General features: G+C 69.0%; 14 protein-coding genes. All 14 read right to left on the bottom strand.

The genetic code is table 11. The annotated features are described in order from the left end of the window. Positions 1-264: 264 nt before the first annotated feature. Positions 265-2,472: a type II secretion system secretin GspD gene (gspD, locus tag AC5P8U_RS16160; protein ID WP_447897484.1), complete on the bottom strand. Its 2,208-nt coding sequence runs from the start codon at positions 2,470-2,472 to the stop codon at positions 265-267. A gap of 9 nt (positions 2,473-2,481) precedes the next feature. Next, positions 2,482-3,270: a type II secretion system protein, XpsN-like gene (locus AC5P8U_RS16155; RefSeq protein WP_072168888.1), complete on the bottom strand. Its 789-nt coding sequence runs from the start codon at positions 3,268-3,270 to the stop codon at positions 2,482-2,484. Beyond that, complete coding sequence (gspM, locus tag AC5P8U_RS16150; RefSeq protein ID WP_061478433.1) at positions 3,260-3,973, bottom strand: type II secretion system protein GspM; 714 nt, start codon at positions 3,971-3,973, stop codon at positions 3,260-3,262. The genes AC5P8U_RS16155 and gspM overlap by 11 nt, the downstream gene beginning before the upstream one ends. Continuing rightward, a complete protein-coding gene (locus AC5P8U_RS16145) occupies positions 3,948-5,093 on the bottom strand; it encodes a PilN domain-containing protein (protein ID WP_005415230.1) in 1,146 nt (381 codons plus the stop codon). The genes gspM and AC5P8U_RS16145 overlap by 26 nt, the downstream gene beginning before the upstream one ends. Then, positions 5,090-5,953, bottom strand: a complete 864-nt coding sequence (locus tag AC5P8U_RS16140; RefSeq protein ID WP_072168886.1) for a type II secretion system minor pseudopilin — start codon at positions 5,951-5,953, stop codon at positions 5,090-5,092. The genes AC5P8U_RS16145 and AC5P8U_RS16140 overlap by 4 nt, the downstream gene beginning before the upstream one ends. After that, a complete protein-coding gene (locus AC5P8U_RS16135) occupies positions 5,950-6,582 on the bottom strand; it encodes a type II secretion system protein J (RefSeq protein WP_072168885.1) in 633 nt (210 codons plus the stop codon). The genes AC5P8U_RS16140 and AC5P8U_RS16135 overlap by 4 nt, the downstream gene beginning before the upstream one ends. Then, the gene (gene xpsI, locus AC5P8U_RS16130) at positions 6,579-6,998 is read right to left on the bottom strand and encodes a type II secretion system protein XpsI (protein WP_061478437.1); all 420 of its coding nucleotides are present in this window, start codon (positions 6,996-6,998) and stop codon (positions 6,579-6,581) included. The genes AC5P8U_RS16135 and xpsI overlap by 4 nt, the downstream gene beginning before the upstream one ends. Beyond that, complete coding sequence (gene xpsH, locus AC5P8U_RS16125; RefSeq protein ID WP_049417201.1) at positions 6,995-7,489, bottom strand: type II secretion system protein XpsH; 495 nt, start codon at positions 7,487-7,489, stop codon at positions 6,995-6,997. The genes xpsI and xpsH overlap by 4 nt, the downstream gene beginning before the upstream one ends. A gap of 6 nt (positions 7,490-7,495) precedes the next feature. Then, the gene (gspG, locus tag AC5P8U_RS16120; RefSeq protein WP_005415225.1) at positions 7,496-7,939 is read right to left on the bottom strand and encodes a type II secretion system major pseudopilin GspG; all 444 of its coding nucleotides are present in this window, start codon (positions 7,937-7,939) and stop codon (positions 7,496-7,498) included. Positions 7,940-7,988: 49 nt separating this feature from the next. Beyond that, positions 7,989-9,209, bottom strand: a complete 1,221-nt coding sequence (gene xpsF, locus AC5P8U_RS16115) for a type II secretion system protein XpsF (RefSeq protein WP_180866658.1) — start codon at positions 9,207-9,209, stop codon at positions 7,989-7,991. A gap of 24 nt (positions 9,210-9,233) precedes the next feature. Then, positions 9,234-10,955, bottom strand: coding sequence for a type II secretion system ATPase GspE (gene gspE / locus AC5P8U_RS16110; protein WP_005415223.1), 1,722 nt, complete (start codon positions 10,953-10,955; stop codon positions 9,234-9,236). Between the two features lie 136 nt (positions 10,956-11,091). Further along, the gene (locus AC5P8U_RS16105) at positions 11,092-12,945 is read right to left on the bottom strand and encodes a S8 family serine peptidase (protein WP_188241611.1); all 1,854 of its coding nucleotides are present in this window, start codon (positions 12,943-12,945) and stop codon (positions 11,092-11,094) included. A 158-nt stretch (positions 12,946-13,103) separates the two neighbouring features. Next, positions 13,104-21,011 carry an ESPR-type extended signal peptide-containing protein gene (locus AC5P8U_RS16100; RefSeq protein ID WP_447897485.1) on the bottom strand — a complete coding sequence of 2,636 codons (7,908 nt, stop codon included), beginning with the start codon at positions 21,009-21,011 and terminating at the stop codon, positions 13,104-13,106. 439 nt (positions 21,012-21,450) lie between these two features. Next, the gene (gene purL, locus AC5P8U_RS16095; protein WP_495214234.1) at positions 21,451-25,335 is read right to left on the bottom strand and encodes a phosphoribosylformylglycinamidine synthase; all 3,885 of its coding nucleotides are present in this window, start codon (positions 25,333-25,335) and stop codon (positions 21,451-21,453) included. Positions 25,336-25,437: the final 102 nt, after the last annotated feature.

Genomic DNA, 25,437 nt, shown 5'->3' with positions numbered 1-25,437 from the left:
TAGCGACGAGCAACGGCTTTGACCGATGTGGAGGTCTTGCAGGCCTCTTTGGCGACCTGCAGTTTGAAACGCGCGTCGTATCTGTTCATGTATCCCTCGGGGTTGGATCTGATGTCCAACTCCCGGGGGTCACTTCATGGATGGGTTTACGGCGTCCCCGCAAACCCACAGTGCCCCGCCATCCCTCAGTAAACCCGCTGTTGCTTTGGCTGTTGCCGTTGCTCTGGCCTCTGCGGGTGCCGGGCGCCGCCCGGCCGTAACCCCTTACTTCTTCGCGCGCGGCTGGTTCAGCGGCTCCATCGCGCGGAAGCGCTTGCTGTACTCATCGGTCAGGTTGCGCGATTCCTGGTTGTTGCGGACGATGGTCGGGGTCAGCAGCACGATCACCTCCGAACGACGGCTGGTGCGGGTCTTCTGCCCGAACAACGCACCGACCACCGGGATCCTGCTCAGGCCCGGAATGCCGCTGCTGCCATCGGTGGCCGAGTCGGTGATCAGGCCCGCCAGCATGATGGTGTCGCCGCTCTGTACCGCCGCTTCGGTGGACAGCTTCTTGGTCGAGATGCGCGGATTGCAGTTGCGTTCGTTCGGGTTGCAGGCGTCCGGCACGTCGGAGGCGCTGCTGACCTCCTGCACGATATCCAGGAACACCGTGCCATCGCGGGTCACGCGCGGGCGCACCTTGAGGATCACGCCCGTGTCGATGTACTGCACCGAGCTGTAGGTGCTGGTGCCCACGCCGGTATTCACCGTGGTGGTGTTGATCGGCACCTTGTCGCCAACGTTGAGCGTGGCCTCGGCGTTGTTGCGCACGAACACCGACGGTGTCTGCAGCAGGCGCAGGTCGGTGACCTTGTCCAGCGCGCTGACCACGGCGGCCGCGTTGTGACCGGTGAACGCCCAGCCTACGCCATCGTTGCCGGTGACACCGCCGGCGAAGGTATTCCACGAACCGCCCGCTGCCGGCGGCAGGGTCAGGCCCGCCAGTGCGCCGGTCAGCGCACGACCGGCCACGGCGTTGTCGAAGAACCAGTTCACGCCGTATTTCAGGTCACCGGTCAGCGCGACTTCGGCCACCTGTGCCTCGATGTGCACCTGCAGCGGCATCACGTCCAGCTTCTCGATCACCTCGCGGATCGAGCGCCAGGCCTGCGGGGTCGAGCGCACCAGCAGGGTGTTGGTCTCCTCCACCGCCGACACGCCGACGCGGTCGCCCTCCACTTCCAGGCTGACACTGACGTTGCCGGGCTGGCGCTGCGGCAGGTTCAGGCTGCCGTTGCTGCTGCCACTGCCACTGCCACTGCTCCCGCCCAGCGTCGAGCCGAGGGTGCTGCTGTTGTTGTCCATGCCACGATCGCCGTCACCGCCCAGCTGCGACCGGATGGCGCCTGGCGCCAGCGAGGCCGGGCTGGAGGCGCCGCGGTTGCCACTGCTGGCGAAGGCCTCGCTGAGGCGCTCGGCCAGATCGCGTGCCTTGATGTAGCGCAGCTCATAGGAGAACAGGCGGGCGCTGCCACCTGCGGTGTCGATGCGATCCAGCCACTGCTGGATCTGGTCCAGGTAGCGTACCTGCGGCGTGATCACCAGCACGGCGTTGGCGTTCTCCAGCGGCAGGAAACGGAACATGCCAGCACTGGGCGTCTTGCTCTCTTCGCCGAACACCTTTTCCAGGTCGGCCGCGACCTGCTCAGCCTTGCCCGACTGGATCGGGAACACGCCCACCGACATGCCCGACAACCAGTCGACGTCGAAGATCTCGACGGTGCGCAGGTAGTTTTCCAGTTCTGCGCGCGTACCACCGAGGGTGATCACGTTGCGTCCGCTGTCCACATTGACGATGGCGTTGGGACGCGCATACGGCTCCAGCACCTTCTTCATCTCGGTGGCGGAGATGAACTGCAGCGGGACCACGCGGACCTCGAAGCCGCGTGCGCTGGCCGCCGGCGCGGTGCTCGGCGCGACCGTACCGGCCAGCGCCTGGTCGGCGGCGACGATGTTGTAGCGGCCGCCGCTGTAGACCATGCGCGCGTTGTTCCAGCCCAGCACCATCTCCAGCAGGTTCAGCGCCTGCGCCGGCGAGACCGGCTTGGGCGTGGCCAGGGTCACCGTGCCCTGCACGCCCGGTGCAATCACGTAGTTCTGGCCAAGCATGTCGCCAAGGATGGCCTTGACCACCGCATGCAGCGATTCGCCTTCGAAGTTGAAGGTGGCCTCGCCGGTGCTGGCGCCATGCAGCGCCGGGGCCGGTGCGCGCGCGGCCTCACGGTTGATCATGGTGCCGGTGCCGCGACGGATCACCGCCTGCGGTGCGCCCTGGCTTTCGCGGGCGGCATCAGCAGCGACGTCGGCCGCTTCGCCGGCAGCGGCGCTGGGCGACAGGTTGCCGTTGCGCTGCACGTGCGGCGCGGACACCGTACTGCAGCCGACCAGCAGCGTGAGGGCAAAGGACCAGGGAAGAAAACGCAGGTTCATGCATTCACTCTATCGGTTGGTGCCATCGCCCGGGGGCGGCGACGGTTGTTGCTGCTGTTGCTGCAGCTGGCGGCGGCGGGCCTGGATGCGTTCGCGGATGGCCTGCATCTGCGCTTCGCTGGGACCGTTGTTGTTGGCCGGCGGTGTTTTTGCAGCTGACGCCGCAGGTGTGGGGGCATTGCCGGCGGGCGGCGTCGGAGGGGTGGCCGCGACCGGGGACGGCGCCGGCGGAGCACCCGCCGAAGGCGGCACAACGATCGCACCTGCAGGCGGTACACCGTTGGCACCGCGCAGCACCGTCGGCGGCTCACCGCCCTGGCCGTTGAACACGGCCAGTTCCAGGACCTGGTTGCCACCGGGGCCGATCACCGTCGCCTGGCGCGGCTGCAGCGCCACCAGCTGCCAGCCATCCACGGCTTCGCCGTTGAGACGCAGGCGCAGCGAGCGGTTCTGTTCGGTGGTGAAGGTGGCCATGCCGAAATCGCCGGTCAGCAGCACGCCGGTCAGGCGCAACGCGGCACTGGCCGCCGGTTCGCTGCCCCCCAGCAGATAGGGCCGCGGCCTGCGGTCTTCGGCGAACAGCGGGCGCTCTCCGATCGCGCTGTAGCTGTCGGCGCTGGCCATGCGCTCGGCAGCCAGCGGCGGCAACGATGGCAGCGATGGCGCGGCGTCGGCATCACCGTCGGCGCCCGGCAGCTGGCTGCCCAGCCCGAAGACGGTTGCCAGCCAGACCGCCGCCGCCCAGCCGGCCAGTGCCAGCAGGAAGCCGGTACGCAGGCTGATCTGCTCAAGCTTCATCGGCCACCTCCTGCCCTTCGGACGGGGGCGCCGGCTGGGGCGCCGGCGTGGCCTCGGCCGGCGAAGCAGCCGGCGTCGGCGCTGCAGCGGGCGCCGGAACCGTGCCATCGGCGGCGGCGCCTGGCAGCAGATAGCCGGCCAGCTCGAAGGACACATCCAGGCCCAGCCCCGATTCGTTCGGCGATTGCTGGAAGCGCTGCGCGATCAGGTTGAGGTTGTCGACGAACAGGCGGGGGCTGCCGGTTTCGAGGCTGTGCAGCACGGTGGCCAGTTCGGCCACGCCGCAGCGCAGGCGCACCTGCATGGCGACGCGCACGAACTCGGCATCGCGCCGGTTGTCGGTCAGCGGCGTGCGGTTGCTGATGGTGCAGCTGCGGTTGCCCGGGCTGGCCATCGCTACCGCATCCTGCAGCCGGGCGCCCAATGCAGCGGCGGCAGCTTCGGCGGTGGCTTCGCGCAGGAAGCCTGGCCGCTGCTGCAGTGCCTCGCGGGTAGCGCGAAGGCGCTGTTCGATCTGCGGCTGCTGCTGCAGCTGCGCCTGCACGCGCGACTCGCGTTCGCGCAGGGCGGCGACATCGGCGTCGATCGCACGCAGCGGCTGAGTGAACCAGGGGTGCACCAGCAGCAGATAGGCCAGGCCCAGCACTGCCAGCAGCAGTGCCAGCGCCAACCAGCGATCACGGCGTGCGCTTGGCATCGGCATCGGCCGCCTCCGGGGTCGGTGCTGCGGCCGGCAACGGCTGCAGTTCGGCGGTCATGGTGAAGCGGTCGCGGCCACTGGCCGCGCCATCGGCCTGCAGCACCCCGGTCAGGTTGACCTTGCGCCACTGCGGTGCGTCCTGCAGCAGCTGCACCAGCTGCGATGCCTCGCGGCTCAGGCCGATCAGCTGCAGGTTGTTGTTCTCGATCGCCAGCTTTTCCAGGTAGGTGCCTTCCGGCAGGCGCCGGGTCAGTTCGTTCCAGATCTCCACCGTACCGGCGCGCTGGCTGCGCTGCTTCTCAAGGAATGCAGCACCATCGATCAGCGCCTGCAGCTGCGCGCGTTCGCTGGCCACGCCACGCGCGCTGCGCGCGCTGCGCTCGACCTGCGCACGCAGTTCGTCGGCGGCGGCCTGGCGGTTGTCCAGCAACTGCACCGCGGCCAGTACCAGCATCACGACGGATGCCGCTGCCAGCAGCAGGTTCCAGCGCCGCATCGGGTCTGGCCGCAATTGGCGCTGCGCGGGCGGCAGCAGGTTCACCTGCAACACGTTGCCCTGCGCATCGATGGCATCGACGCCGGCCAGCGCATCGGCCCATTGGCCCACCCGCATGCGCCATGCTTCCAGCTGCCGCAGTGGCCACGCCACCAGTTCGACCTGCAACTGCCCTTCACCGCCCGCGCCGAGTTCACGCACGTCATAGCTGACCTGGGACGCTTCGAACGGGGTCTGCCGGTCGATCTCGAAACCGACCACGGCACGCAGGCGGTCGGCCGCCGCGGCGGGCAGGCGCAGCGTGCGCCGCAGCACATCCGCCGCGGGCAGCAGCCACACCCGGGGCAGGCTGCGCAGGCGCGGCTCGAGTACCCGGTCCAGTTCCACCGGCGACAGCGGCCACGGCAGGCGCGCCACCACTTCGCGGCGTTCACCGGCCTCACGCCAGACCTGCAGCTGGTCGCTCTCAGGCTGCAGCAACAGGCGGGCCTGGCCCCAGCCCAACGCCCATTGCCAGCGCACCGGTACCCAGGCCAGCAGCGACTGCCGCCACCAGCGCAGGAAACGGCCAGCGCCCGGGCCGATCCGGCCCTGCACCTGCCGCAGACTGTCCTGCCACGCCGTCATCTTGCTGTCATTCCCTGCTCCCAGCGAAGCACTGTGTAGGTCCGCCCGGGAACCCCGCCCGAGCCACTGCGTATCACTGCCTGCAACACCGACCTGCGTCCACTGCTGTCGATGGCAGCGGACTCGATACTATAGGTGCCGCTGCTGCTGGCAAGCGTTGTCGTACCACCAGCGGAATCTGCATCACGCTCCTGCTGGGCGCGCTGCGCCAGCACGGCATCCGCATCCAGGCCCAGTGCGGTCAGCACCGGTGCGCCGGCGAACTGGGGATCCGGCCGCGCCTGGCGGCTGTACAGGGTCAGGTGCGGCAACATCGCCCGGTACAGCGTGCCGCGCATGCCCAGCACGCGCTGCAGCTCGCCCAGGGTCTCGAACCGCTTGTTGCGTGGGCCATAGGGCAACCCGGCTGCGGCGTAGTCCTGCGCTTCGGCACCACCGCCCGGCTGCAGCAGGCTGTCCTCGTCACGCCAGTCGATGATGGCCCCGGCCAGCTGCCGGGCCTGTGCATCGTCTTCACCCAGTGCCTTGAGGAAGGCGGCCAGCAGCGCGGCATCGGCCAGGTTCAGGTTGATCTTGCCGTTCTCGTCCAGCACCTTGATCTCGATGCTGGCGTCGTCGAACTGCCAGCGATAGGTCCGGCCATCGGCACGCCAGGGCGCGCGCTGCGGATCGGCCGACAGGCGCAGCAGTGCATATTCGAGGCCGGCGCGCGCACGTTCCTGCCCGCGTGCATCGTCATCCAGCACGCGCTGCTGCAGGTGTTCGACCCGTGCGCTCAGCGCGAATGCGCCGACCAGCGCGGTCATCAACGCGATCAGCCACAGCACCAGCACCAGTGCCGCCCCACCCTGACGCCTCATCGCGCGCCTCCGCTGCCACCGGCGCGCAGCGCCACCACCAGCGGCGGCCACGGCGCACCCCGGGCCGGCGCGATCTGGATCTCCACCAGCATCGGCAGGCGGCGGGTGTCGTCCCAGCGCGGCATCCAGTCAGTCACCTGCCCGGTGCTGGCATCGATACCCCGATAGCGCAGCTGCACCGACTTCAGGTTTTCCACCAGCACCTCGGGCGGGCGCGGCGGGTTCTCGGCGATGCGCTCGCCTTCCTGCAGCAGCACCAGCTCCAGCAGCAGGCGCTGGTGGCCATCGTGTCCGTCGACCTGCAGCGCATGCAGGTAGGGTCCGCCACGGCCGAGGTAGCCGGGCAGGTCGGCGGCGAACAGCATGCGCTGCTCTTCGCCCTGGAAGAAGACCGGCTCGCGGGTGGGATCCGGAACTTCCAGCGGCGTGCGCAGCGCAGCCGCCAGCTGCCTGCGCAGCAACGATTCCACCGCGCGCATGCGTTCGCTTTCGGCGGCGATCTGCTCGCCGCGCTGGCTGACCGCCATCGCCGAGCGCACGCTGGCAAAGGCCAACGCCAGGCCGCCGGCCAGCAGCACGGTGGCCAGCATCACTTCGACCAGGGTGAACCCTGCGGCGCGGCGCCTCACCGGGCATTCTCCAGGTCGGGCGGCAACAGGCGCAGGCTGCGCCAGCGCAGCTGCTCGCGTTCGCTGTCGCCCCAGCGCACCTGCAACTGCAGCTCCGCCAGCCATGCAGTACCCGGTGACGTCGCCTGCCCGACAGTGCCGGCGCGGGGCTCCACCCACGGCTGAACCTGCAGTTCCCAGTGATAGCGCCCCTGTTCCCAGTCACCCTGTTGGCTGCCCACCTGCAGCGGCGTGTCGACACCGGCTTCGGCCAGCAACGACTGGGCGTGCAGCACCGCGCGCGTGCGCAACTCGGCATCGCGCACCTGTTTTGCGCCGCCGGACAGGCTGCCCAGCAGCAGGGTCAACGCCAGGCCCAGCAGGGCGAAGGCGATGATCACTTCCAGCAGGGTGAAGCCACGCGCGCGCCGCTTCATTGCGCCCGCCAGGGGCCGGAGCGGACCTCGCCAGTGAGCCAGCCGACGTCGACGCGCCATTCGGCGCCGTCGCGCTGCAACCGGATGCGGCCACCGCTGGAGCCACCATCGGGATGGAATTCGATCACGCCCTGCCCCGGCGCGGTGGCCAGCTGTGCGGCACCTTCGAACTGCACCTGCAGCTGTGCGGGCACCTCACCGTGGCGCTGGTTGGCGCCTTCCCAGCGCCGCCGCGCCGGCTCGATGACGAAGCGCTGCGGTTCACCGCGGGCGATCGCCTGCGCGCGCACCATGCGCAGCTGGCTGGCGATGTCCTTGCCTGCGCTGCGCAGCTGCATGCCGGCGAAGCCGCGCGACAGGCCGGCGGCAGTGATCAGGCCGATCGCCGCGATCAGTGCGATCACCAGCAGCATTTCCAGCAGCGACAGTCCCGCCGCGCGCCTGCCGTGCAGGCGCGGGTGGGGCAACCGGCGCGGCAGGAAATACGTCATGCGCGGTTACGGCTGGTAGCGGATGTCAGCGTCGACGCTGCTACCGCCGGCCTTGCCATCCTTGCCCAGGCTGACCAGCTCATAGGGCTGGCCTTCGCCCGGTGCGCGGTATTCCAAGGCGTGGCCCCACGGGTCGTTCAGGTCGGCCGGCTTGGCGTACGGGCCGAGCCAGCCGCCAACACCGGCCGGTGCGGTCACCAGGTCATTGAGCGAGCCGGGCAACTTGCCGGTGTCGATCTGGTAGTTGTCGATCTTGGACGCCACGGTCTGCACCTGCGCCTTGGCGATGTTGGCCTTGCCACGGTCGGCACCGCCCAGCACGCGGCTGGCGACCAGGGTCAGCACCGCGCCGATCAGCACGATGACGATGATGATTTCCAGCAGGCTCATGCCCGACTGGTTGCGCGCGGCAGTGAAGGAAAGGCGGATCGGTCGGCGACGGGCAATCATGGACGGTCCTTTCAGTTGCGGAGTGTCGGGGTTGCAGGGAGTGCCATCGTCAACCGATGGCATTGGTCAGGTCGTACAGCGGCACCAGCACGGCCACGATCACCGCGCCCACCACCGAGGCCAGCACCAGGGTGATCGCCGGCACCATCGCCGCCAGCAGGCGGTCGATGCGCCGGGCACTATCCTGTTCGAAGGTGTCGGCGGCCTTCAGCAGCATGGTATCGAGGGCGCCGGATTCCTCGCCGACCTGGATCATCTGCAGGGCCAGGCGCGGGAAGCGCTTGCCGCGCGACAGTGCCAGCGACAGGCCGGCACCATTTTTCACTTCATCGGCGGCCACTTCCACATCGGCGGCCAGCGCGCGGTTGCCCAGTACGTTGCGGGCGATGCCCAGTGCGCCCAGCAGGGGCACGCCGTTGCGCAGCAGGGTGCCCAGCGTGCGCGCCAGGCGCGCGGTTTCCAGTTCACCGACGAGACGGCCGATGCCACGGCGCTGCAGCAGCCAGCCATCCAGCGCCAGCCGGAACGCGGGTTGCCGCGCCTTGCGCTCGAAGAACAGCGCCACCAGCGCCGGCACCACCAGCAGCAGCACCCACCAGTCGCGCACGAACAGGCCCAGCTGCAGCACCGCATTGGTGAACCACGGCAGCGCCACGTCCAGGCTCTCGTACATCTGCGCGAACTGTGGCACCACATAGCCAAGCAGGAACAGCAGCGCGCCGCCCACCACCACCAACAGGATGGCCGGGTAGACCAGTGCGTTGATGACCTTGCCCTGCAGCGCGCGGCTGCGCTCGAGGTAGTCGGCCAGGCGTTGCAGGGTTTCATGCAGGCTGCCACCGGCTTCGCCGGCGCGCACCATGTTCACGTACAGCCGCGAGAACAGCCCATGCTGGCGTTCCAGCGCGGTGGATAGCGGTGCACCGCCCCGCACCACGTCGCGGATGTCGGTGATCGCGCGGCGCGATCGTTCGTCCTCGGGCAACCCCAGCAGGATCGACAGCGCGCGGTCCAGCGGCTGGCCGGCACCGAGCAGGGTCGCCAGCTGCTGGGTGAACTGCAGCAATGCAGCGCCCTGCAACGGGCGCTGCTGCAGCAGGTTGCGCCAGCTGCTGCCGCCGATCGCGCCGGCGTCGGCCAGCTGCGTCTCCATCGGCAGGTGGCCCTGGTCCTGCAGGCGCGCGATCAGCTCGGCCTCGCTGGCCGCCTCCATCTGCCCGTCGAAGACCTCACCGTGAGGATTGAGCGCCTTGTAGCGGTAGTTCGGCATGTCAGCCCCGGCGTCCTGCACGCATCAGTTTTCCTCGGTCACGCGCAGCACTTCCTCGATGGTGGTCTGTCCGCTCAGCGCCTTGGACAGGCCATCCTCGTACATGGTGCGCATGCCGGCTTCGCGGGCGATGCGCTCGATCTCGCCCATGCCATCGCGACGCATCACCGCACGCCGCAGCGCATCGTTCATCACCAGGAATTCCATGATGGTGGTACGCCCCAGGTAGCCGGTCGGCGCCAGCGCCGAGGGCTTCGGACGGTAAAGGTGGATCGGTCCCTCCGGCTGCAGGCGGCGCAGCTCGAAGCGTTCGATCTCCTCTGGCGAGGCTGCGTAGCGTTCGGCATGGGTCGGCTCCAGCCGGCGCACCAGGCGCTGGGCGAGGATGCCGTTGATGGTCGAGGTGAGAAGGTAATCCTCCACGCCCATGTCGAGCAGGCGGGTGATGCCACCGGCCGCATTGTTGGTGTGCAGGGTGGACAGCACCAGGTGGCCGGTCAGCGCCGACTGGATGGCGATGCGCGCCGTTTCCAGGTCGCGCATTTCACCGATCATGATGATGTCCGGATCCTGGCGGACGATGCTGCGCAGCGCGTTGGCGAAATCCAGGCCGATCTGCGGCTTGGCCTGGATCTGGTTGATGCCCTCGATCTGGTATTCGACCGGATCTTCCACCGTGATGATCTTGACGTCGGCGGTGTTGAGCTGGCTCAGCGCGGTGTACAGCGTGGTGGTCTTGCCCGAGCCGGTCGGGCCGGTCACCAGCAGGATGCCGTGCGGCTGTTCCAGTACCTTGCGGAACTGCGGCAGGAAGGCGTCGGTGAAGCCGAGCCGGTGGAAATCGAAGACCACCGTTTCACGGTCCAGCAGGCGCATCACCACGCTTTCGCCATGCGCGGTGGGCACGGTACTCACGCGCAGGTCCAGCTCCTTGCCCTGCACGCGCAGCATGATGCGGCCGTCCTGCGGCAGGCGGCGCTCGGCGATGTTGAGCCGGGCCATGATCTTGATGCGGCTGATCACCGCTGCGGTGAGGTTGGCCGGCGGGCTTTCGCCCTCCACCAGCACGCCATCGACCCGGTAGCGGACCTTCAACCGGCTCTCGAACGGTTCGACATGGATATCCGAAGCGCGCAGTTCCACCGCACGCTGGATCACCAGGTTGACCAGACGGATCACCGGCGCTTCCGAAGCGAGGTCGCGCAGGTGCTCGATATCGTCGACCGCGCCGCCTTCGCCATCGGCGGTTTCCACGATCGCGCCCATCGCGCTGCGGCCCTGGCCGAACCAGCGCTCGACCAGGTCATCGATCTCCGCACGCATGCCCAGCACTGGTGTCACCGGAACCCCCAGCGCCAACTGCACGGCCTGCTGCGGATAGGCATCGTGGGCATCGGCCAGCCACAGACGCACCCCGTGTTCATTCAGCTCCAGCGGGCACACATGGAACTGCTTCAGGAAACGCAGCGACAGCGGCAGTCCCTCGGCCAGCGCCTGCGGCGGGGCCTCCGGCACCTGTTTGCCCTCCAGCAGCGGCAGGCCCAGCACCTCGGCGCTGGCCTGTGCCTGGTCGCGTTCAGACACCAGGCCCAGGCGCACCAGCAGGCCCAGCAGGCTGCCGCCGGCCTCGGCGTGCAGCGGCCGCGCGCGCGCCAGGTCTCCTTCCTTGAGCCGGCCGCGTGCCAGCAGCGCATCCAGGATGCGGCCTTCGGCATCGTCGGTAACGGTTGCAGCGAGCGCGTTCACGTGACTCTCCTGTCAATCGGACCGACTTTAGCAGTTAAGCCATGATTTCCGCCGCCCTGCGGCCAGCTTTCGTAAAAAGACGAAGCCCGTCACACAGAATGACGGGCCTCGGCCGTTCAACTACGACACGTCAGGCTTACTGCGTGGCGAGGATGCTCACGCCGTTGTAGGCCGCTTCGCCCACCACCTTGATGTAGTAGGTGCCTGCCACCGGCTTGTTCACCCGTACCGTTTCGGACGTGCCGGGACGGGTCGACTTGCCATCGTTGTCGCTGGCGCTCGGCTCGCGTCCCTGGGCGATGTAGACCGACACGTTGCCGGTGCCACCGTAGGTGATCACGCTGAGCTGCTTGCCAGCGGCTGCCTCGAAGCTGTACAGGCGGCTGCTGCCGGCCGTACCGTTCAGGCCCCCCACGGCGGCCTTGTTGGTCAGCGGCGTCGCCACCGGCCCGCAGTTCTCGGTGCACGGCTCTTCCAGTGCCTTGGCCAGCGCCGCCTTGGCATCGACGATGCCGGTGCCGATCGGGGTGGCGGCCGGGATACTGACCGGGAACGGGCGCGCGGTTTCCTTCAGCAGCGCGCGCATCGCGGCGGGGGCCAGCGGATCCTTGCCCTTGGCGATCAGCGCGCTCTGCACCAGTGCAGCGACGGCAGCCACGTGCGGCGAGGCCATCGACGTGCCACCCATGCCCATGTAGCTGTAGCTGCCTGACTCCGGCGTGGTGGCCGCATCGGAACCGGACTGCCAGACGTAGCCGCCCGGATTGCCATCGACGCTGCCGCCACCACCCGGACCGGACAGGTCCACGCGGGTGCCGTAGTTGGAGTAGTAGGTGATGCCGCCGGTGATGCGGGTGGCGCCGACGGTCACTACGCCGTCGCAACTGGCCGGACGGTACTTGGATGCGTTGTCGGTCTCGTTGCCGGCCGCCACGACCACGGTGGTGCCACGCGAGATCGCGCCATTGATCGCATCCTGGTAGGTTCCGTCACAGCTGCCGCTTCCACCCAGGCTCATGTTGATGATCTCGGCCGGGTTGGCATTGGCGGGCACGCCCGCCACGGTGCCGCCGGAGGCCCAGGTGATGGCGTCGGCGATATCGGAAAGGTAGCCACCGCACTTGCCGAGCACGCGGACCGGCAGCACCTTGGCCTTGTGCGCGACACCGGCCATGCCGACGCCGTTGTTGGTCTGCTCGGCCACGGTGCCGGCCACATGGGTACCGTGCCAGGAGCTGTCCTCCGCGACGGAGCCGGTGTAGCACTCATTGTCGTTCTCGACCCAGTCGCCATAGTCCAGCGCGCCCGGCACGCGATCGTTGGTGGCACGGCGCGACGTCTCGGCATCGCTGATGAAGTCGTAGCCTTCCAGCAGGTTGCCGACCAGGTCCGGGTGCTGCGGCAGGATGCCGGTGTCGAGCACGGCCACCACCACGCCCTCGCCCTGCGATACATCCCACGCCGACGGTGCATTGATGCCACCGGTGGCGTTGTGCAGGTGCCACTGGTACTGCTGGTAGTACGGATCGTTCGGCGCCAGCGCCGGCTGCACGTCACCGGCGCGCAGCTCGGTGCGGCGCAGCTTCACGTCGGCTTCGGCGTACTGCACGGCCGGGTCGGCCTTCAGTTCCTTCAGCACGCGCTGCAGTTCCGCAGGCGCCAGGCGCCCCTGCAGGCGGATCAGGTCGGCACCGACGCCGAGCCTGCGCACGACCTGCGGGCCCAGCGTGCTGGCGCGGGCGGTGCCACCGGACAGGCTGGCGCGGGTCAGCGCGGACTGCACGGTGGACAGCTTGGCCGAACGGTCGCCCGCCGCAGCGGTGCCGGCACGATACTTGACGATGATGCGCTCGGCGCCCGGCTCGGCGGTGCTGGCCTGGCGCACCGGTTCACGGGTCGGCAACCCGGCGGCGTGGACGGCACCCACCGCGGTCATCGACAGCACGGCGGCGGCAAGCACATTGATGCGAAGGTTCTGCTTCTTGATCACGTCGAAATTCCTCTTCTGGGTCATGGATCGAACCAACACTGCGGCCATCATTCCTTGACGACTCCCGGCCGGCCCAGCCGGGATTGCCGTGACCTCCCCCCAGGCCCTCGTTGCAGGTGATGCGCCGGCGTGGGTGGCCGCCGGCGCAGTGGTTTGGCTTACCAGCCGAAACCAGCACCGACGCCAACCGAGCTGTCGTCGCTGCTGAAGGCACCGCCGAAGGTGACCGTGGCGCGATCGCTGATCGCACGCTGGTAGCCCAGCGACAACGCCGACTCGCCGCCCTGGAAACCGATGCCGACGCCGACCCGGTTCTGGGTGCGGATACCGGCGGCACTGGTGGCCATGTTGAGCATCGCCGCACTCATCGCACCCTGGCGGTCGATGCGGCGATCCATGTGGCGCAGGCGCCCGTCGATCTCGCCCTTGAACACATCGAAGCTGTCGGCGACGGCCTGCACGCGGCTGTCGGTGTAGCTGTTGGCAGTGGCCATGCCACGGTCCAGCTGGCCCTTGTTGACGGCGTCGGTGGCGGTGGTGCCGGCGGCGACGTTGGTGACCTGGCGTTCGTTGCCTTCGCTACCGACCGACACGGTGTTGGCACGATCGGCAACCGAGCCCTGGCCCAAAGCCACCGCGTTGGCAGCCGTGGCACTGGCACCCTGGCCGATGGCGGTGGACGAGGCGCCACTGGCCACTGCGCCCTCACCCATGGCGACGGCATTGAAGCCCGTGGCCGGGGTGCCAACCGGAATCCCGGCACCGGCGGCGGCGGCCGTCGGCGTGCCCTGCACGCGTGCGGTGCTGGCCGGTGCCGCGTCGGCGGTGGCCGGTGCGTCGGCGACGCTGGCCAGTGCGCTTTCATCCAGCGAGGCACTCATCGAACGCAGGCTTGCCGTTCCCGAACGCGTGCCTCCGGCGGTGCGGCGATCGATCTCGCTGACCTTGCGGTCCAGCGCACCGAGCGCATCGCCGACGTTGCTGTACGTCGCGCCCTGGATCACGTAGTTCGGCGCCACGAACACACCCTGCATGCCGACGCTGGCGCCACCGCCGAGGAAGCTGGCGGCATCACTGAGCGACTGGAACAACTGCCCGCCATTGATCGCCTGGCGGCTGCCGGCGGCGATGCTGCCGGCACCGACGTTGTCGATGGTGGTGCCCTGGAAGCCGGACAGGGTCAGGCGGTCACGGCTGGCGTCGTCATAGCCGACTGCACTGGCCGCCGTGGTCTCGACCGTCGCGATGCGCGAATCGAAATCGCCCACGCGGGTTTCCACTGCGCCCACGCGCTGGTTGGTGACGTTGAGCTGCGAACCGGTGACCGCATCGCTGCTGCCGGCAGCGATGCGGCCGTCGGCCACATTGACGATCCGCCGCGTGGCCGGGCCATCGGTGCCATTGCCACCGCCGACCGACACCACGTTGGCATCGAGCGCACGCGAGCCCGCCCCCAGCGCCACCGAGTTCGCACCGGACGCGCCGGCGCTGTTGCCCAGTGCAAGCGCACCATTGCCAATGGCCATCGCGTTGGCACCCAGCGCATTGCTGCGTGCACCACTGGCACTGGCGGCCGAACCGACCGCAGCGGCATCGCTGCCGCTGGCACTGGCGGTACCCGCACCAGTGGCCTTGACGTAGCGTGCGGTGCCATCGGCGGTCGCCGCGACCGCATCGAGCTGGCCACGATTGACTGCATCGGTGCCCTCGGTACCGGCGGCGACACGGGTGATCTGACGATCACTGGTGCTGCTGCCCACTGACACGGTATTGGCACGATCAGCCACCGAGCCGGCACCCAGTGCGATGCTGCCGGCTGCCGACGCATTGGCGCTGACACCCACTGCGGTGGCATTCGCGCCGGTGGCCTTGCTGCCGTAGCCGACCGCCGTACCAAGCCGGCCACTGGCTTCGGCATAGCTGCCCAGCGCGGAGGCACCGTCAGCCGAGGCGTTGGCGCGGAAGCCGCTGGCCTGCGACTGCGTGCCGCTGGCCGTGGCCTGCGCACCACTGGCGGTGCTGTAGGCACCCTTGGCCTGGGCACCGGTGCCGCTGGCGCTGGCACCGAGTTCGCTGGCGCTGGCGCCGCTGCCCACCGCCACGCTGTCGACACCACTGGCCTGTGCGTTGTTGCCCAGAGCCGCGGCGTTGTTGCCGGTGGCCAGGGCATCGACGCCGATGGCGGTGGCGTTGACGGCCATGGCGTTGGCTCCGCTGCCCAGCGCGGTGGCGCCGTTGCCGACGGCGTTGGCCGCGTTGCCGGCGGCCAGTGCGTTGTCTCCGTCGACCAGGGCACCGGCTTCGCCATCGGCGTTGCCGCTGGCCTGGAACCGCCGGGCAGTCCTGTCGGCAACGCTGGCAACCGCGTCCAGCTGGCCCTTGTTCACCGCGTCGGTGGCCTCGGTGCCGGCTGCGACATGGGTCACCTGGCGTTCGCCGCCCGCGGTGCCCACGGCCACGGTATTGTCGCGCTCGGCCTTGGAGCCGGCGCCCAGCGCCACGCTGTTCAACCCACTGGCGGTGGCACTGGCGCCCAGTGCCGTGGCATCTGCCGCATCCGCCCACGAATTCCAGCCGATCGCGGTGGCGTAATCTTCGGTCGCCCACGCACCCGCACCGAATGCCGCTGCACCGGTGCCGCTGGCACGCGACGGGATCAGGCCGAAGAAGGTGCTGCCACCGATGGCCACGCTCTCAGCGCCACTGGCTTCGCTGGACTGGCCGACCGCAACGGCACCGCTACCGGCCGCGGCGGCGCCGAAGCCCACTGCCGTGGTGTTGGCACCGCTGGCCGCCGAGCCATAGCCCAACGCGGTCCCGAGGCGACCGCTGGCTTCAGCATAGCCACCGACCGCGGTGGTGCCATCGGCGGAGGCGGCACTGCGGAAGCCACTGGCCAGTGCCTGCGTGCCGCTGGCGTTGGATTCGGTGCCGGTCGCGGTGCTGTACGCACCACTGGCCTGTGCACGCGCACCCGCGGCGCTGGCACCCAGCTCGCTGGCGCTGGCGCCGGTACCGAGCGCAAGGCTGTCTTCGCCGGTGGCCTGTGCGGTACTGCCGAGTGCTGCGGCGTTGTTGCCGGTGGCCAGCGCATCGATGCCGACCGCCGTGGCGTTGGCCGCCAGTGCATTGGCGCCGCTGCCGAGTGCGGTGGCACCGTTGCCGATGGCGTTGGCCGCATCACCGGCCGCCAGCGCGTTATCGCCCTCGACCAGGGCGCCGGTTTCACCATCGGCGTTGCCACTGGCCTGGAACTGCCTGCTGGTCTTTTCCGCTGCAGCCGCTACGGCGTCGAGCTGGTTCTTGTTGACCGCATCAGTGCCCTGCGTGCCAGCGGCCACATTGGTGATCTGGCGGGTATTGCCACCACCGCCCACCGACACGGTGTTGTCGCGGTCCGCGATCGAATCGGCGCCCAGCGCCACGCTGTTGGCCGCGCGCGATTCGGCGGCGTTGCCCAGTGCGGTGCTGTTGATGCCACCGGACCAGGCGCCACCACCGACGGCGGTGGAGTAATTGCCCGATGCTTCGGTGGCCAGCACGCCGAACAGCGAACCGCCGACGGCGACGCTGTTGGTGCCGGTGGCCAGGCTGCCCTGGCCGGTGGCGGTGCTGTAGGCACCCGACGCCTCGGAGTCGCCGCCCAGCGCCACGCTGTTGGAACCGGAGGCATTGGCGAAGTTGCCGAAGGCGGTGGCATTGAACGCCGAGGCCTGCGCATAGCCACCGATGGCGGTGCTGTAGCCACCGGTCGCTTCTGCGCCGATGCCGAACGCTGCCGACGCGGTGCCGCTGGCGACGCTCTCGCTGCCGACCGCGGTGGCGCCGCTGCCGCTGGCGTTGCTGAAGTAGCCCACCGCCACGGCTTCCTCGCCGGAGGCTTCGGACAACACACCGTTGGCGGTACTACCGGCACCACTGGCGATGCTGGCGGCACCGAACGCTGCGCTCTGCTCGCCGCTGGCTTCGCTTTCCGCACCCTGCGCGGTGGCGTACTCACCGGTCGCCTGGGCGTTGGCACCGACGGCGCTGGCGTTGGCGGCGCTGGCCAGCGCGTTGAAACCGATCGCCTGCGCGTTGTTGGCCAGCGCGTTGGCACCACTGCCGAGCGCGGTGGCGCCGTTGCCGATGGCGTTGGCCGCATCACCGGCAGCCAGCGCGTTGTCACCCTCCACCAGCGCACCGGCTACGTCGTCGCCGCTGCCACTGGCCTGGAAGAAGCGGCTGGTGGTGGTGGCGGTACTCGCGACCGCATCCAGCTGTGCCTTGTTCACCGCGTCCGTGGCTTGGGTACCGGCAGCGACGTTGGTGATCTGCCGCTCGTTGCCACTGCTGCCCACCGACACCGTGCGTGCACGGCTGGCAACCGAACCGGCACCGAGCGCGACAGCATTGCTGGCGCTGGCGTTGCTGCCGGCGCCCAACGCAATCGCACTTTCACCGCCGGCCACCGTATTGGTGCCGATGGCGATGCTGTTGATGCTGTTCCCCAGCGCCTGGAAGCCCAGTGCCACGCTGTTGTCGCCATAACCAAATGCGCCGCGACCGACGGCGGTGGAGCTGGTGCCGTTGGCCCAGCTGTTGTAACCGATGGAGGTCGCACCACTGCCACTGGCCCAGGCCGCGTTGCCGAATGCCGAGGCATTGGTGGCGGTGGCCCACGCACCCGAACCGAACGCTGCTGCGCCACTGGCCGTCGCCCAGCTGTAACCACCGACAGCGGTGCTGTCATCGCTGCTGGCGAAGGCGCTGTCACCGACCGCAACGGCATAGCTGCCGGTGGCGCGCGACTTGCCGCCGGCCGCGAAGCTGTTGTCGCCACTGGCCTTGGCGGCATTGCCGAACGCGCCGCTGGCAGCCCCGGTGGCCTGTGCACCGCTGCCGACCGCCGTGGCATCGGCGGCCGCCGTGGTGCCCACCTGCTGCGCCTTGCCGTCGGCGCCGATGATCGGCTGGTTGTACTCATCGTAGGCCTGCCCGAGGCCACCGATGGCAACACCGCCGTTGCCGGTGGCGCTGCTGTTGCGACCCACCGCCACGCTGTCATCACCGATCGCCGACGCGGCAGCGCCATGTGCAACCGCGCCGGCGCCAATCGCATTGCTCGACGAACCGGCCGCGACCGCGCCTTCGCCCTCGGCGAACGCACCGGCATCACTGCCCGCTTCGGGCTGTGCCTGGAAGAAGCGCGCGGTGCCGTCGGCGGTGCTTGCCACAGCGTCCAGCTGCGCCTTGTTCACCGCATCCGTCGCCTGCGTACCCGCGGCCACGCTGACGATCTGGCGTTCATTGCCATTGGTGCCCACGGCCACCGTATTGGCCCGATTGGAGCCCGAATAGGCGCCCAGCGCGACACTGTTTTCGGCGCCAGCGGTGGCGTAGTAACCGATGGCCGTGCTGTCCTTGCCGATGGCCCAGGTCTGCGCGCCCAGTGCACTGGCGTTGTCGCCTGCGGCATAAGCGAAGTAACCCAGCGCGGTGGATTCCGCGCCCACTGCTTCCGTGAAGCTGCCGTTGGCCAACGAGCGGTCACCACTGGCGACCGCACCGCCGCCTACCGCGGTGGAGGACACACCGCTGGCCCGCGTCTGCACATACAGGCCCATGCCCGGCACGATGTCGGCCGGGCCACCAATGGCGACGCTGCCGGCGCCGGTGGCGCTGCTCTGCGTTCCCAGGGCGGTAGCGTTGCTGCCACTGGCGGTGGCCGCCGCGCCGAAGGCCGCGCTGCCCTGCCCCGAGGCCAGCGCGTTGCTGCCGACGGCAGTGGCGCTCTGCGCGATGGCAACGGCGCCCGCTCCCAGTGCACTGGTGCCATTGCCGATCGCATTGGCCGCCTCGCCGGCGGCCAGCGCATCTTCGCCTTCGGCCAGCGCACCGGCCTCGCTGTTGCTGCTGCCGGTGGCCTGGAAGTGCTTGGCGGTGGCGTCAGCCACGGCAGCGACGCCCTTCAACTGGGCCAGATTGACCGCATCGGTGGCTTCATTGCCCGCGGCAACGCTGGTGATCTGCCGTTCGTTGCCTGCGCTGCCGACCGCTACGCTGTTGGCGCGGACAGCTTCGGAGTTCGCGCCCAGTGCAACGCTGTTGGCACCGCGAGCGGTGGCGTAATAACCGACGGCGGTACTCTGCGCGCCGCTGGCCCAGGTCTGCGCACCGAGCGCGCTGGCATTCTCACCCGGGGCGTAAGCGAAGTAGCCGACGGCGGTGGATTCCGCACCGGACGCTTCGGTCAGGCTGCCGTTGGCCACCGCACGATCACCGCTGGCGATGGCACCGGCGCCGACGGCCGTCGCCGCTTCGCCGCTGGCCTGGGTCTGCACGAAGAAGCCCAGGCCCGGAATCAGGTCGGCCGGGCCACCGATGGCGACGCTGCTGGTACCGGTGGCGGTGCTCTGCGTACCCAGTGCGGTGGAGTAGTCACCAATGGCATTGGCGACCGCACCGAATGCGGACGACTGCGCACCGGCGGCATACGCGCCAACGCCGTAGGACGACGCCGCAAATCCACTGGCTTCGGCACTGGCGCCGACTGCAGTGCCACCGACGCCTGCGCTGGTGGCGCCGGTTTCGACCGGCACGCCACCACTGGTGATCAGCGGATTGCCATCGGCATCCACTGCAGCACCACCGACGGCGACGCTGCCCGGGCCGTTCGCCTGTGCGTTGTTGCCGAACGCGGCGCTGTTCTGGCCTGACGCCAGCGCGTTGTTGCCGACGGCGGTGGCGTTCTGCGCAACGGCCGTGGCACCGGCACCCACGGCGGTGGTGCCATTGCCGATGGCGTTGGCCGCCTCGCCGGCCGCCAGTGCCTCGTCACCTTCGGCCAGCGCGCCCGCATCGCTGTGCCGGCTGCCGGTGGCCTGGAAGTGCTTGGCGGTGGCATCGGCCACGGCGGCCACATCCTTCAACTGGCCGACATTGACCGCGTCGGTATCTTCAGTACCCGCCGCGACGCTGGTGATCTGCCGGGTCAGGCCATATTCGGCGGCGCCGACCGACACGGTGTCGACACGGTCGGCCAGCGAGCCGGCGCCGAGCGCCACGCTGCCGGTGGCAACCGCCGCCGAGTTGGACCCCAGCGCGGCGCTGTACTCACCCACGGCGGTGCTGAACGCACCCACCGCGATCGATGCTTCATTGGCGGCGGTGGCGCCGCGGCCCAGTGCGGTACTGCCCGGGCCCATCGCCACGGCACCGCCACCCACGGCAGTGGCGCCATCGGCAGTGGCTTCGGACAACGCGCCCAAGGCGGTGGCCGCGCCATTCTCGCTTGCGGCATAGGCACTGGCGCCGACGGCGGTGTCACCAAGACCGAACGCGGCAGCACTCTGCCCGACCACCACGCTGGCGTCACCGATTGCCAATGCGCCCTGGCCGAACGCGCTGGCGCCCAGGCCGGCAGCAATCGCCTGGGTACCGATGGCGGTGGTGGCATTGGCCAACGACTGCGCACCGGCGCCCGCTGCAACCGCGCCCTGCCCGTCGATCTTCGCCGCGTCGCTGTCATCACCTGCGCCATCGGCCTTGAAATAGCGGTTTCCATCTGCGGCGACGTCCGCCAGCGCGGCCTGCGTGGCGCGTGCCTGCGCATCCAGCTGTGACTTGTTCACCGCATCGGTGGCCTGGGTGCCTGCAGCCACGTTGGTGATCTGCCGTTCCTTGCCGGCATCGCCAACGGACACCGTGTTGGCGCGGTTGGCCCTGGAGCCTGCGCCCAGCGCCACGCTGTTGGCGGCAGTGGCGCTGCTGTTGCTGCCGATCGCCACCGCGTTGCTGCCCTTGGCACTGGCGGAGCCTTCCACCAGGCATTTTTCCAGCAGCTTGCCGCTGAATGCCACGCAGGTTGCGCTGCCGCCGATCTGCACCGACTGCGCAGCGGCGTAACCGCTCATGCCCAATCCCAATACCAGGCCCAGTGCCACCGCCAACAGCGCGGGCGTAGCTGGTGTCGTATCGCGGCGCTGGTCGACAACACCACCGCTGCTGTCGGAGGAGGCCAGTTCCGAGGCCACCACCAACTGACCCAATGCTTTGTTCCAGACCTTGCGATAAATCCGATTCATCGGTACGGCTCCTGATTGGACTGGTTTTGGGCAAAGCAACGCCACCGCCGGGCCTTCTGGCCCAACGTCCCCTGGGGGCGTTTTTTCGCGTGATTTACTGCGGGGTATTGCCGAACGGCGCGCAGCGACAGAAAACCGAGCGCGTACGCCGAGCGGTTACTGCGGAATGAATGGTTCTGAAACGGGGTTCAAGTGTTAACGGCAACTTTGCAGATCGTCAAGACTTTGACACGACAAATGCTATTGCCGTGAAGCAGTTCACCATTTCGCGTGTTTATAAAAGTATTTTGTTAGGTACACGTGACGGACCGCTGGCGCATGAAAACCGATGTAACTAGCGGGCGCGACAAGGGTTTCACGCGTGCAAAGAAAAACCCGCCGACGAAGCGGCGGGTTTTTCCATACGCGGTGGCATTGCGGCCTGCGCGGAATGATGCGATCAGCCGCACCATACCCGCGCGTTGCGGAACATGCGCATCCACGGCGAATCACCCTGCCATTCCGCCGGTGCCCAGCTCAGGTTGAGCGCGCGCGGGGTACGTTCCGGGTGCGGCATCATGATGGTGACGCGGCCGTCGCTGCTGGTCAGGCCGGTGATGCCGTCAGGCGAACCGTTCGGGTTCAGCGGGTACTGGCTGGCCACCTTGCCATTGCCATCGATGTAGCGCAGCGAGACACGTGCAGCAGCCTGGTCGACGGCATTGTCGAACACGGCCTGGCCCTCACCATGCGCCACCGCCACCGGCAGGCGCGAGCCGGCCATGCCACGCAGCAGGATCGACGGCGATTCCACCACTTCCAGCAGCGCGGTACGGGCTTCGAACTGCTCGCTGGCATTGCGGCGGAACTGCGGCCAGTGCTCGGCACCCGGAATGATGTTCTTCAGCTGGCTCATCATCTGGCAGCCGTTGCATACGCCCAGCGCGAAGCTGTCTTCGCGCGCGAAGAACGCGGCGAAGGCATCACGCAGTGCGCTGCGCTCCAGGATCGAGGTGGCCCAGCCACGGCCGGCACCGAGCACGTCGCCATAGCTGAAGCCACCACAGGCCACCAGACCGGTGAAATCCTGCAGGGCCACGCGGCCTTCAATCAGGTCGCTCATGTGCACGTCGAAGGCGCGGAAGCCGGCGCGTTCGAAGGCGTTGGCCATTTCGATCTGGCCGTTGACGCCCTGCTCGCGCAGCACCGCCACGCGCGGACGCGCACCGGTGCTGATGAACGGTGCGGCCACGTCTTCGTTGAGGTCGAAGCTGAGCTTCGGCTTCAGGCCCGGTGCGTTGAAGGCACGCGCGACCTCGCGCTCGGCATCGGCGTTGGCCGGGTTGTCGCGGCGCTTCTGCATCGCGTGGGTGACCGACCACCAGGCGTCGAACAAGGCCTCCCAGCGCCACTCGGCCAGGTTCTCGCCGCCCAGCGACACGCGCACCACCGGTGCGGTGGTTGGCTTGGCGATGCGCTGCGCGCATTCGGTCAATGCATGGCGTTCAACCAGGTCGGCAAACGCGGCACGGTCTTCGCGCGCGATCTGCACCACCGCGCCCAGTTCTTCATTGAACAGGCTGCGGAACGGATCATCACCCCAGGCATCGAGGGCGATATCCAGGCCCAGGCGCGAGGTGAAGGCCATTTCGCACAGGGCGGCGAAAGCACCGCCGTCGCTGCGGTCGTGATAGGCCAGCAGCAGGCCGGACTGGCGTGCATCGCGGATCAGTTCGAAGAAACCCCGCAGGCGCTGCGGATCGTCCAGGTCCGGGGCGGCACCGGCGAAGGCCGGCAGGTCGCCGTGGTCGGCATGCACCTGGGCCAGGATCGAACCCCCCAGGCGCTGCTTGCCGGCACCGAGGCCGATCAGCCACAGCTCGCTGTCCACCTCCCGGTCGAGCAGCGGGGTCAACTGCTGGCGCACGTCGGCGACCGGCGCGAACGCCGAGATCACCAGCGACACCGGCGACACGCTCTTGTGCGCTTCGCCCTGGTCGTGCCACTGCGCCTGCATCGACAGCGAGTCCTTGCCCACCGGGATGCTGATGTCCAGCTGCGGGCAGAGTTCCATGCCCACCGCCTTCACCGCGTCGTACAGCAGCGCGTCTTCGCCGGGGTGACCGGCCGCAGCCATCCAGTTCGCCGACAGTTTGATCTCATCCAGCGCATCGACCGGGGCCGCGCACAGGTTGGTCAGCGCTTCGCCCACCGCCATGCGTGCCGAAGCAGCGGCATCGAGCAGGGCCAGCGGGGTGCGCTCGCCGATCGACATCGCTTCGCCAGCCACGCCATCGAAGTCGGCCAGGGTGATCGCCACGTCGGCCACCGGCAGCTGCCACGGGCCGACCATCTGTTCGCGCGAGGTCAGGCCGCCGACGCTGCGGTCACCAATGGTGACCAGGAAGTTCTTCGAAGCGACCGTCGGGTGCGCGAGCACGCGCAGGCCGGCTTCCTGCAGGTCCAGGCCACCGGTCTTCAGCGCCGGCCAGCGCGGTGCCGGCGGTTGCGCGGTGTCGCGATGCATCTTCGGCGGCTTGCCGAACAGCACGTCCATCGGCAGGTCGATCGGTGCATCGGCCGGGGTGTGGCCCGGCACGGCGCCGTAAGCCACCACCAGGTGTTCCTCGGCGGTGACCACGCCGACGGCCGCGAAGGGGCAGCGTTCGCGGGCGCACAGCGCGGCGAACTCGGCCAGGCGCTCCTGGGCCACGCCCAGCACGTAGCGTTCCTGCGACTCGTTGCACCACAGCTGCATCGGTGACAGCGACGGATCATCGGTGGGCACCTTGCCCAGGTCGATGACACCACCGACGTTCGAGTCGTGCAGCAGTTCGGGGATGGCGTTGGACAGGCCACCGGCGCCGACGTCGTGGAAGAACTTGATCGGGTTGTTGGCGCCCATCGCCACGCAGCGGTCGATGACCTCCTGGCAGCGGCGCTCCATTTCCGGGTTGTCGCGCTGCACGCTGGCGAAGTCCAGGTCCTCGGCGCTTTCACCGGAGGCCACCGAACTGGCCGCACCGCCGCCCAGGCCGATCAGCATCGCCGGGCCACCCAGCACGATCACCGCATCACCGGCCTGCAGCGGGATCTTGTCGACCTGCACGCGATCGATCGCACCGAGGCCACCGGCCAGCATGATCGGCTTGTCGTAGGCGCGCACCAGGTCGGCGCCTTCCGGCAGCTCGAAGCTGCGGAAGTAGCCGAGCAGGTTCGGGCGGCCGAACTCGTTGTTGAACGCGGCGCCGCCGAGCGGGCCGTCGGTCATGATTTCCAGCGCCGGTGCCATGCGCGGGTTCAGCGCGCGCGGCGCCTCCCACGGCTGCGGCAATTCCGGAATGCGCAGGTGCGAGACCGAGAAGCCGGTCAGGCCTGCCTTGGGCTTGCCGCCACGGCCGGTCGCGCCTTCGTCGCGGATCTCGCCACCCGCGCCGGTCGAAGCGCCCGGGAACGGTGCGATCGCGGTCGGGTGGTTGTGGGTTTCCACCTTGATCTGGAAGGCACTGGGCACCTGCGCTTCGCGGCGGTATTCGCCACTGGCCGGATCGGGACGGTAGCGCGACGCCGGATGGCCTTCGATCACTGCAGCGTTGTCGCTGTACGCGCTGAGCGTGTGCTGCGGGGTCTGCTGGTGGGTGTTCTTGATCATCCGGAACAGCGAGCGATCCTGTTCCTGGCCATCGATGGTCCAGCTGGCGTTGAAGATCTTGTGGCGGCAGTGCTCGGAATTGGCCTGCGCGAACATCATCAGTTCCACGTCCGACGGCGAGCGGCCCAGCGCGGTGAAGCGTTCACGCAGGTAGTCGATCTCGTCCTGGGCCATGGCCAGGCCGAGGCGCTGGTTGGCGGCCTCCAGCTGGTCCACCGGCACGCGTTCCAGCTCGCCACGGGCCGGCGCCGAGAACAGCGCCTGGCCCTGCTCCACGGTCTCCAGCACCGACTGTGTCATCGGGTCGTGCAGCGCCTTGACCAGCGCCTGCTGGGCGTCAGCATCTGCCGGCCAGCCCTGCACGTCGATACGCAGGCCACGCTCGACCCGGCTGACCGGCTGGCCGGCACCGCGGACCAGTTCGGTGGCCTTGCTCGACCAGGGCGACAGCGTGCCCAGGCGCGGCACCACGATGCGGCTGACCGCGCCGTCGGCCACGGCCTCGGCCTGCGGCGCCGCTTCGAGGATGCGGCACAGCGTGATCAGGTCGGGAGCGGCGCTGCCTTCGGGCTGCACGAAGTAGACGTGCCAGGCACCGCTGATGCGCAGGGAGGGAGCGATGGACTGCAGGCGGGATTCAAGACGTTCGCGGCGGAACGGCGACAGGGCGGGCGCGCCCTCGAGGACCATCATGTCCGGGGAACCGTAGTTGGGAAACGGGCCCGACATTGTACCGGAAGCAGGGGGATGGCTTTGGCCGGGCGGCGCCCGGCACCTGCCGAGGCCACGGCAACG

The sequence above is a fragment of the Stenotrophomonas sp. YJH_SMC_81 genome, assembly GCF_059370875.1.
The sequence above is the reverse complement of the archived record's forward strand: the minus strand, read 5'-3'. Positions and strand labels throughout refer to the sequence as shown.

Excerpts from the sequence above, each read along its gene's own strand:
- gspD (WP_447897484.1), bottom strand. The coding sequence starts at position 2,472 with ATGAACCTGCGTTTTCTTCCCTGGTCCTTTGCCCTCACGCTGCTGGTC.
- AC5P8U_RS16155 (WP_072168888.1), bottom strand. The coding sequence starts at position 3,270 with ATGAAGCTTGAGCAGATCAGCCTGCGTACCGGCTTCCTGCTGGCACTG.
- gspM (WP_061478433.1), bottom strand. The coding sequence starts at position 3,973 with ATGCCGATGCCAAGCGCACGCCGTGATCGCTGGTTGGCGCTGGCACTG.
- AC5P8U_RS16145 (WP_005415230.1), bottom strand. The coding sequence starts at position 5,093 with ATGACGGCGTGGCAGGACAGTCTGCGGCAGGTGCAGGGCCGGATCGGC.
- AC5P8U_RS16140 (WP_072168886.1), bottom strand. The coding sequence starts at position 5,953 with ATGAGGCGTCAGGGTGGGGCGGCACTGGTGCTGGTGCTGTGGCTGATC.
- xpsI (WP_061478437.1), bottom strand. The coding sequence starts at position 6,998 with ATGAAGCGGCGCGCGCGTGGCTTCACCCTGCTGGAAGTGATCATCGCC.
- xpsH (WP_049417201.1), bottom strand. The coding sequence starts at position 7,489 with ATGACGTATTTCCTGCCGCGCCGGTTGCCCCACCCGCGCCTGCACGGC.
- gspG (WP_005415225.1), bottom strand. The coding sequence starts at position 7,939 with ATGATTGCCCGTCGCCGACCGATCCGCCTTTCCTTCACTGCCGCGCGC.
- xpsF (WP_180866658.1), bottom strand. The coding sequence starts at position 9,209 with ATGCCGAACTACCGCTACAAGGCGCTCAATCCTCACGGTGAGGTCTTC.
- AC5P8U_RS16100 (WP_447897485.1), bottom strand. The coding sequence starts at position 21,011 with ATGAATCGGATTTATCGCAAGGTCTGGAACAAAGCATTGGGTCAGTTG.
- purL (WP_495214234.1), bottom strand. The coding sequence starts at position 25,335 with ATGATGGTCCTCGAGGGCGCGCCCGCCCTGTCGCCGTTCCGCCGCGAA.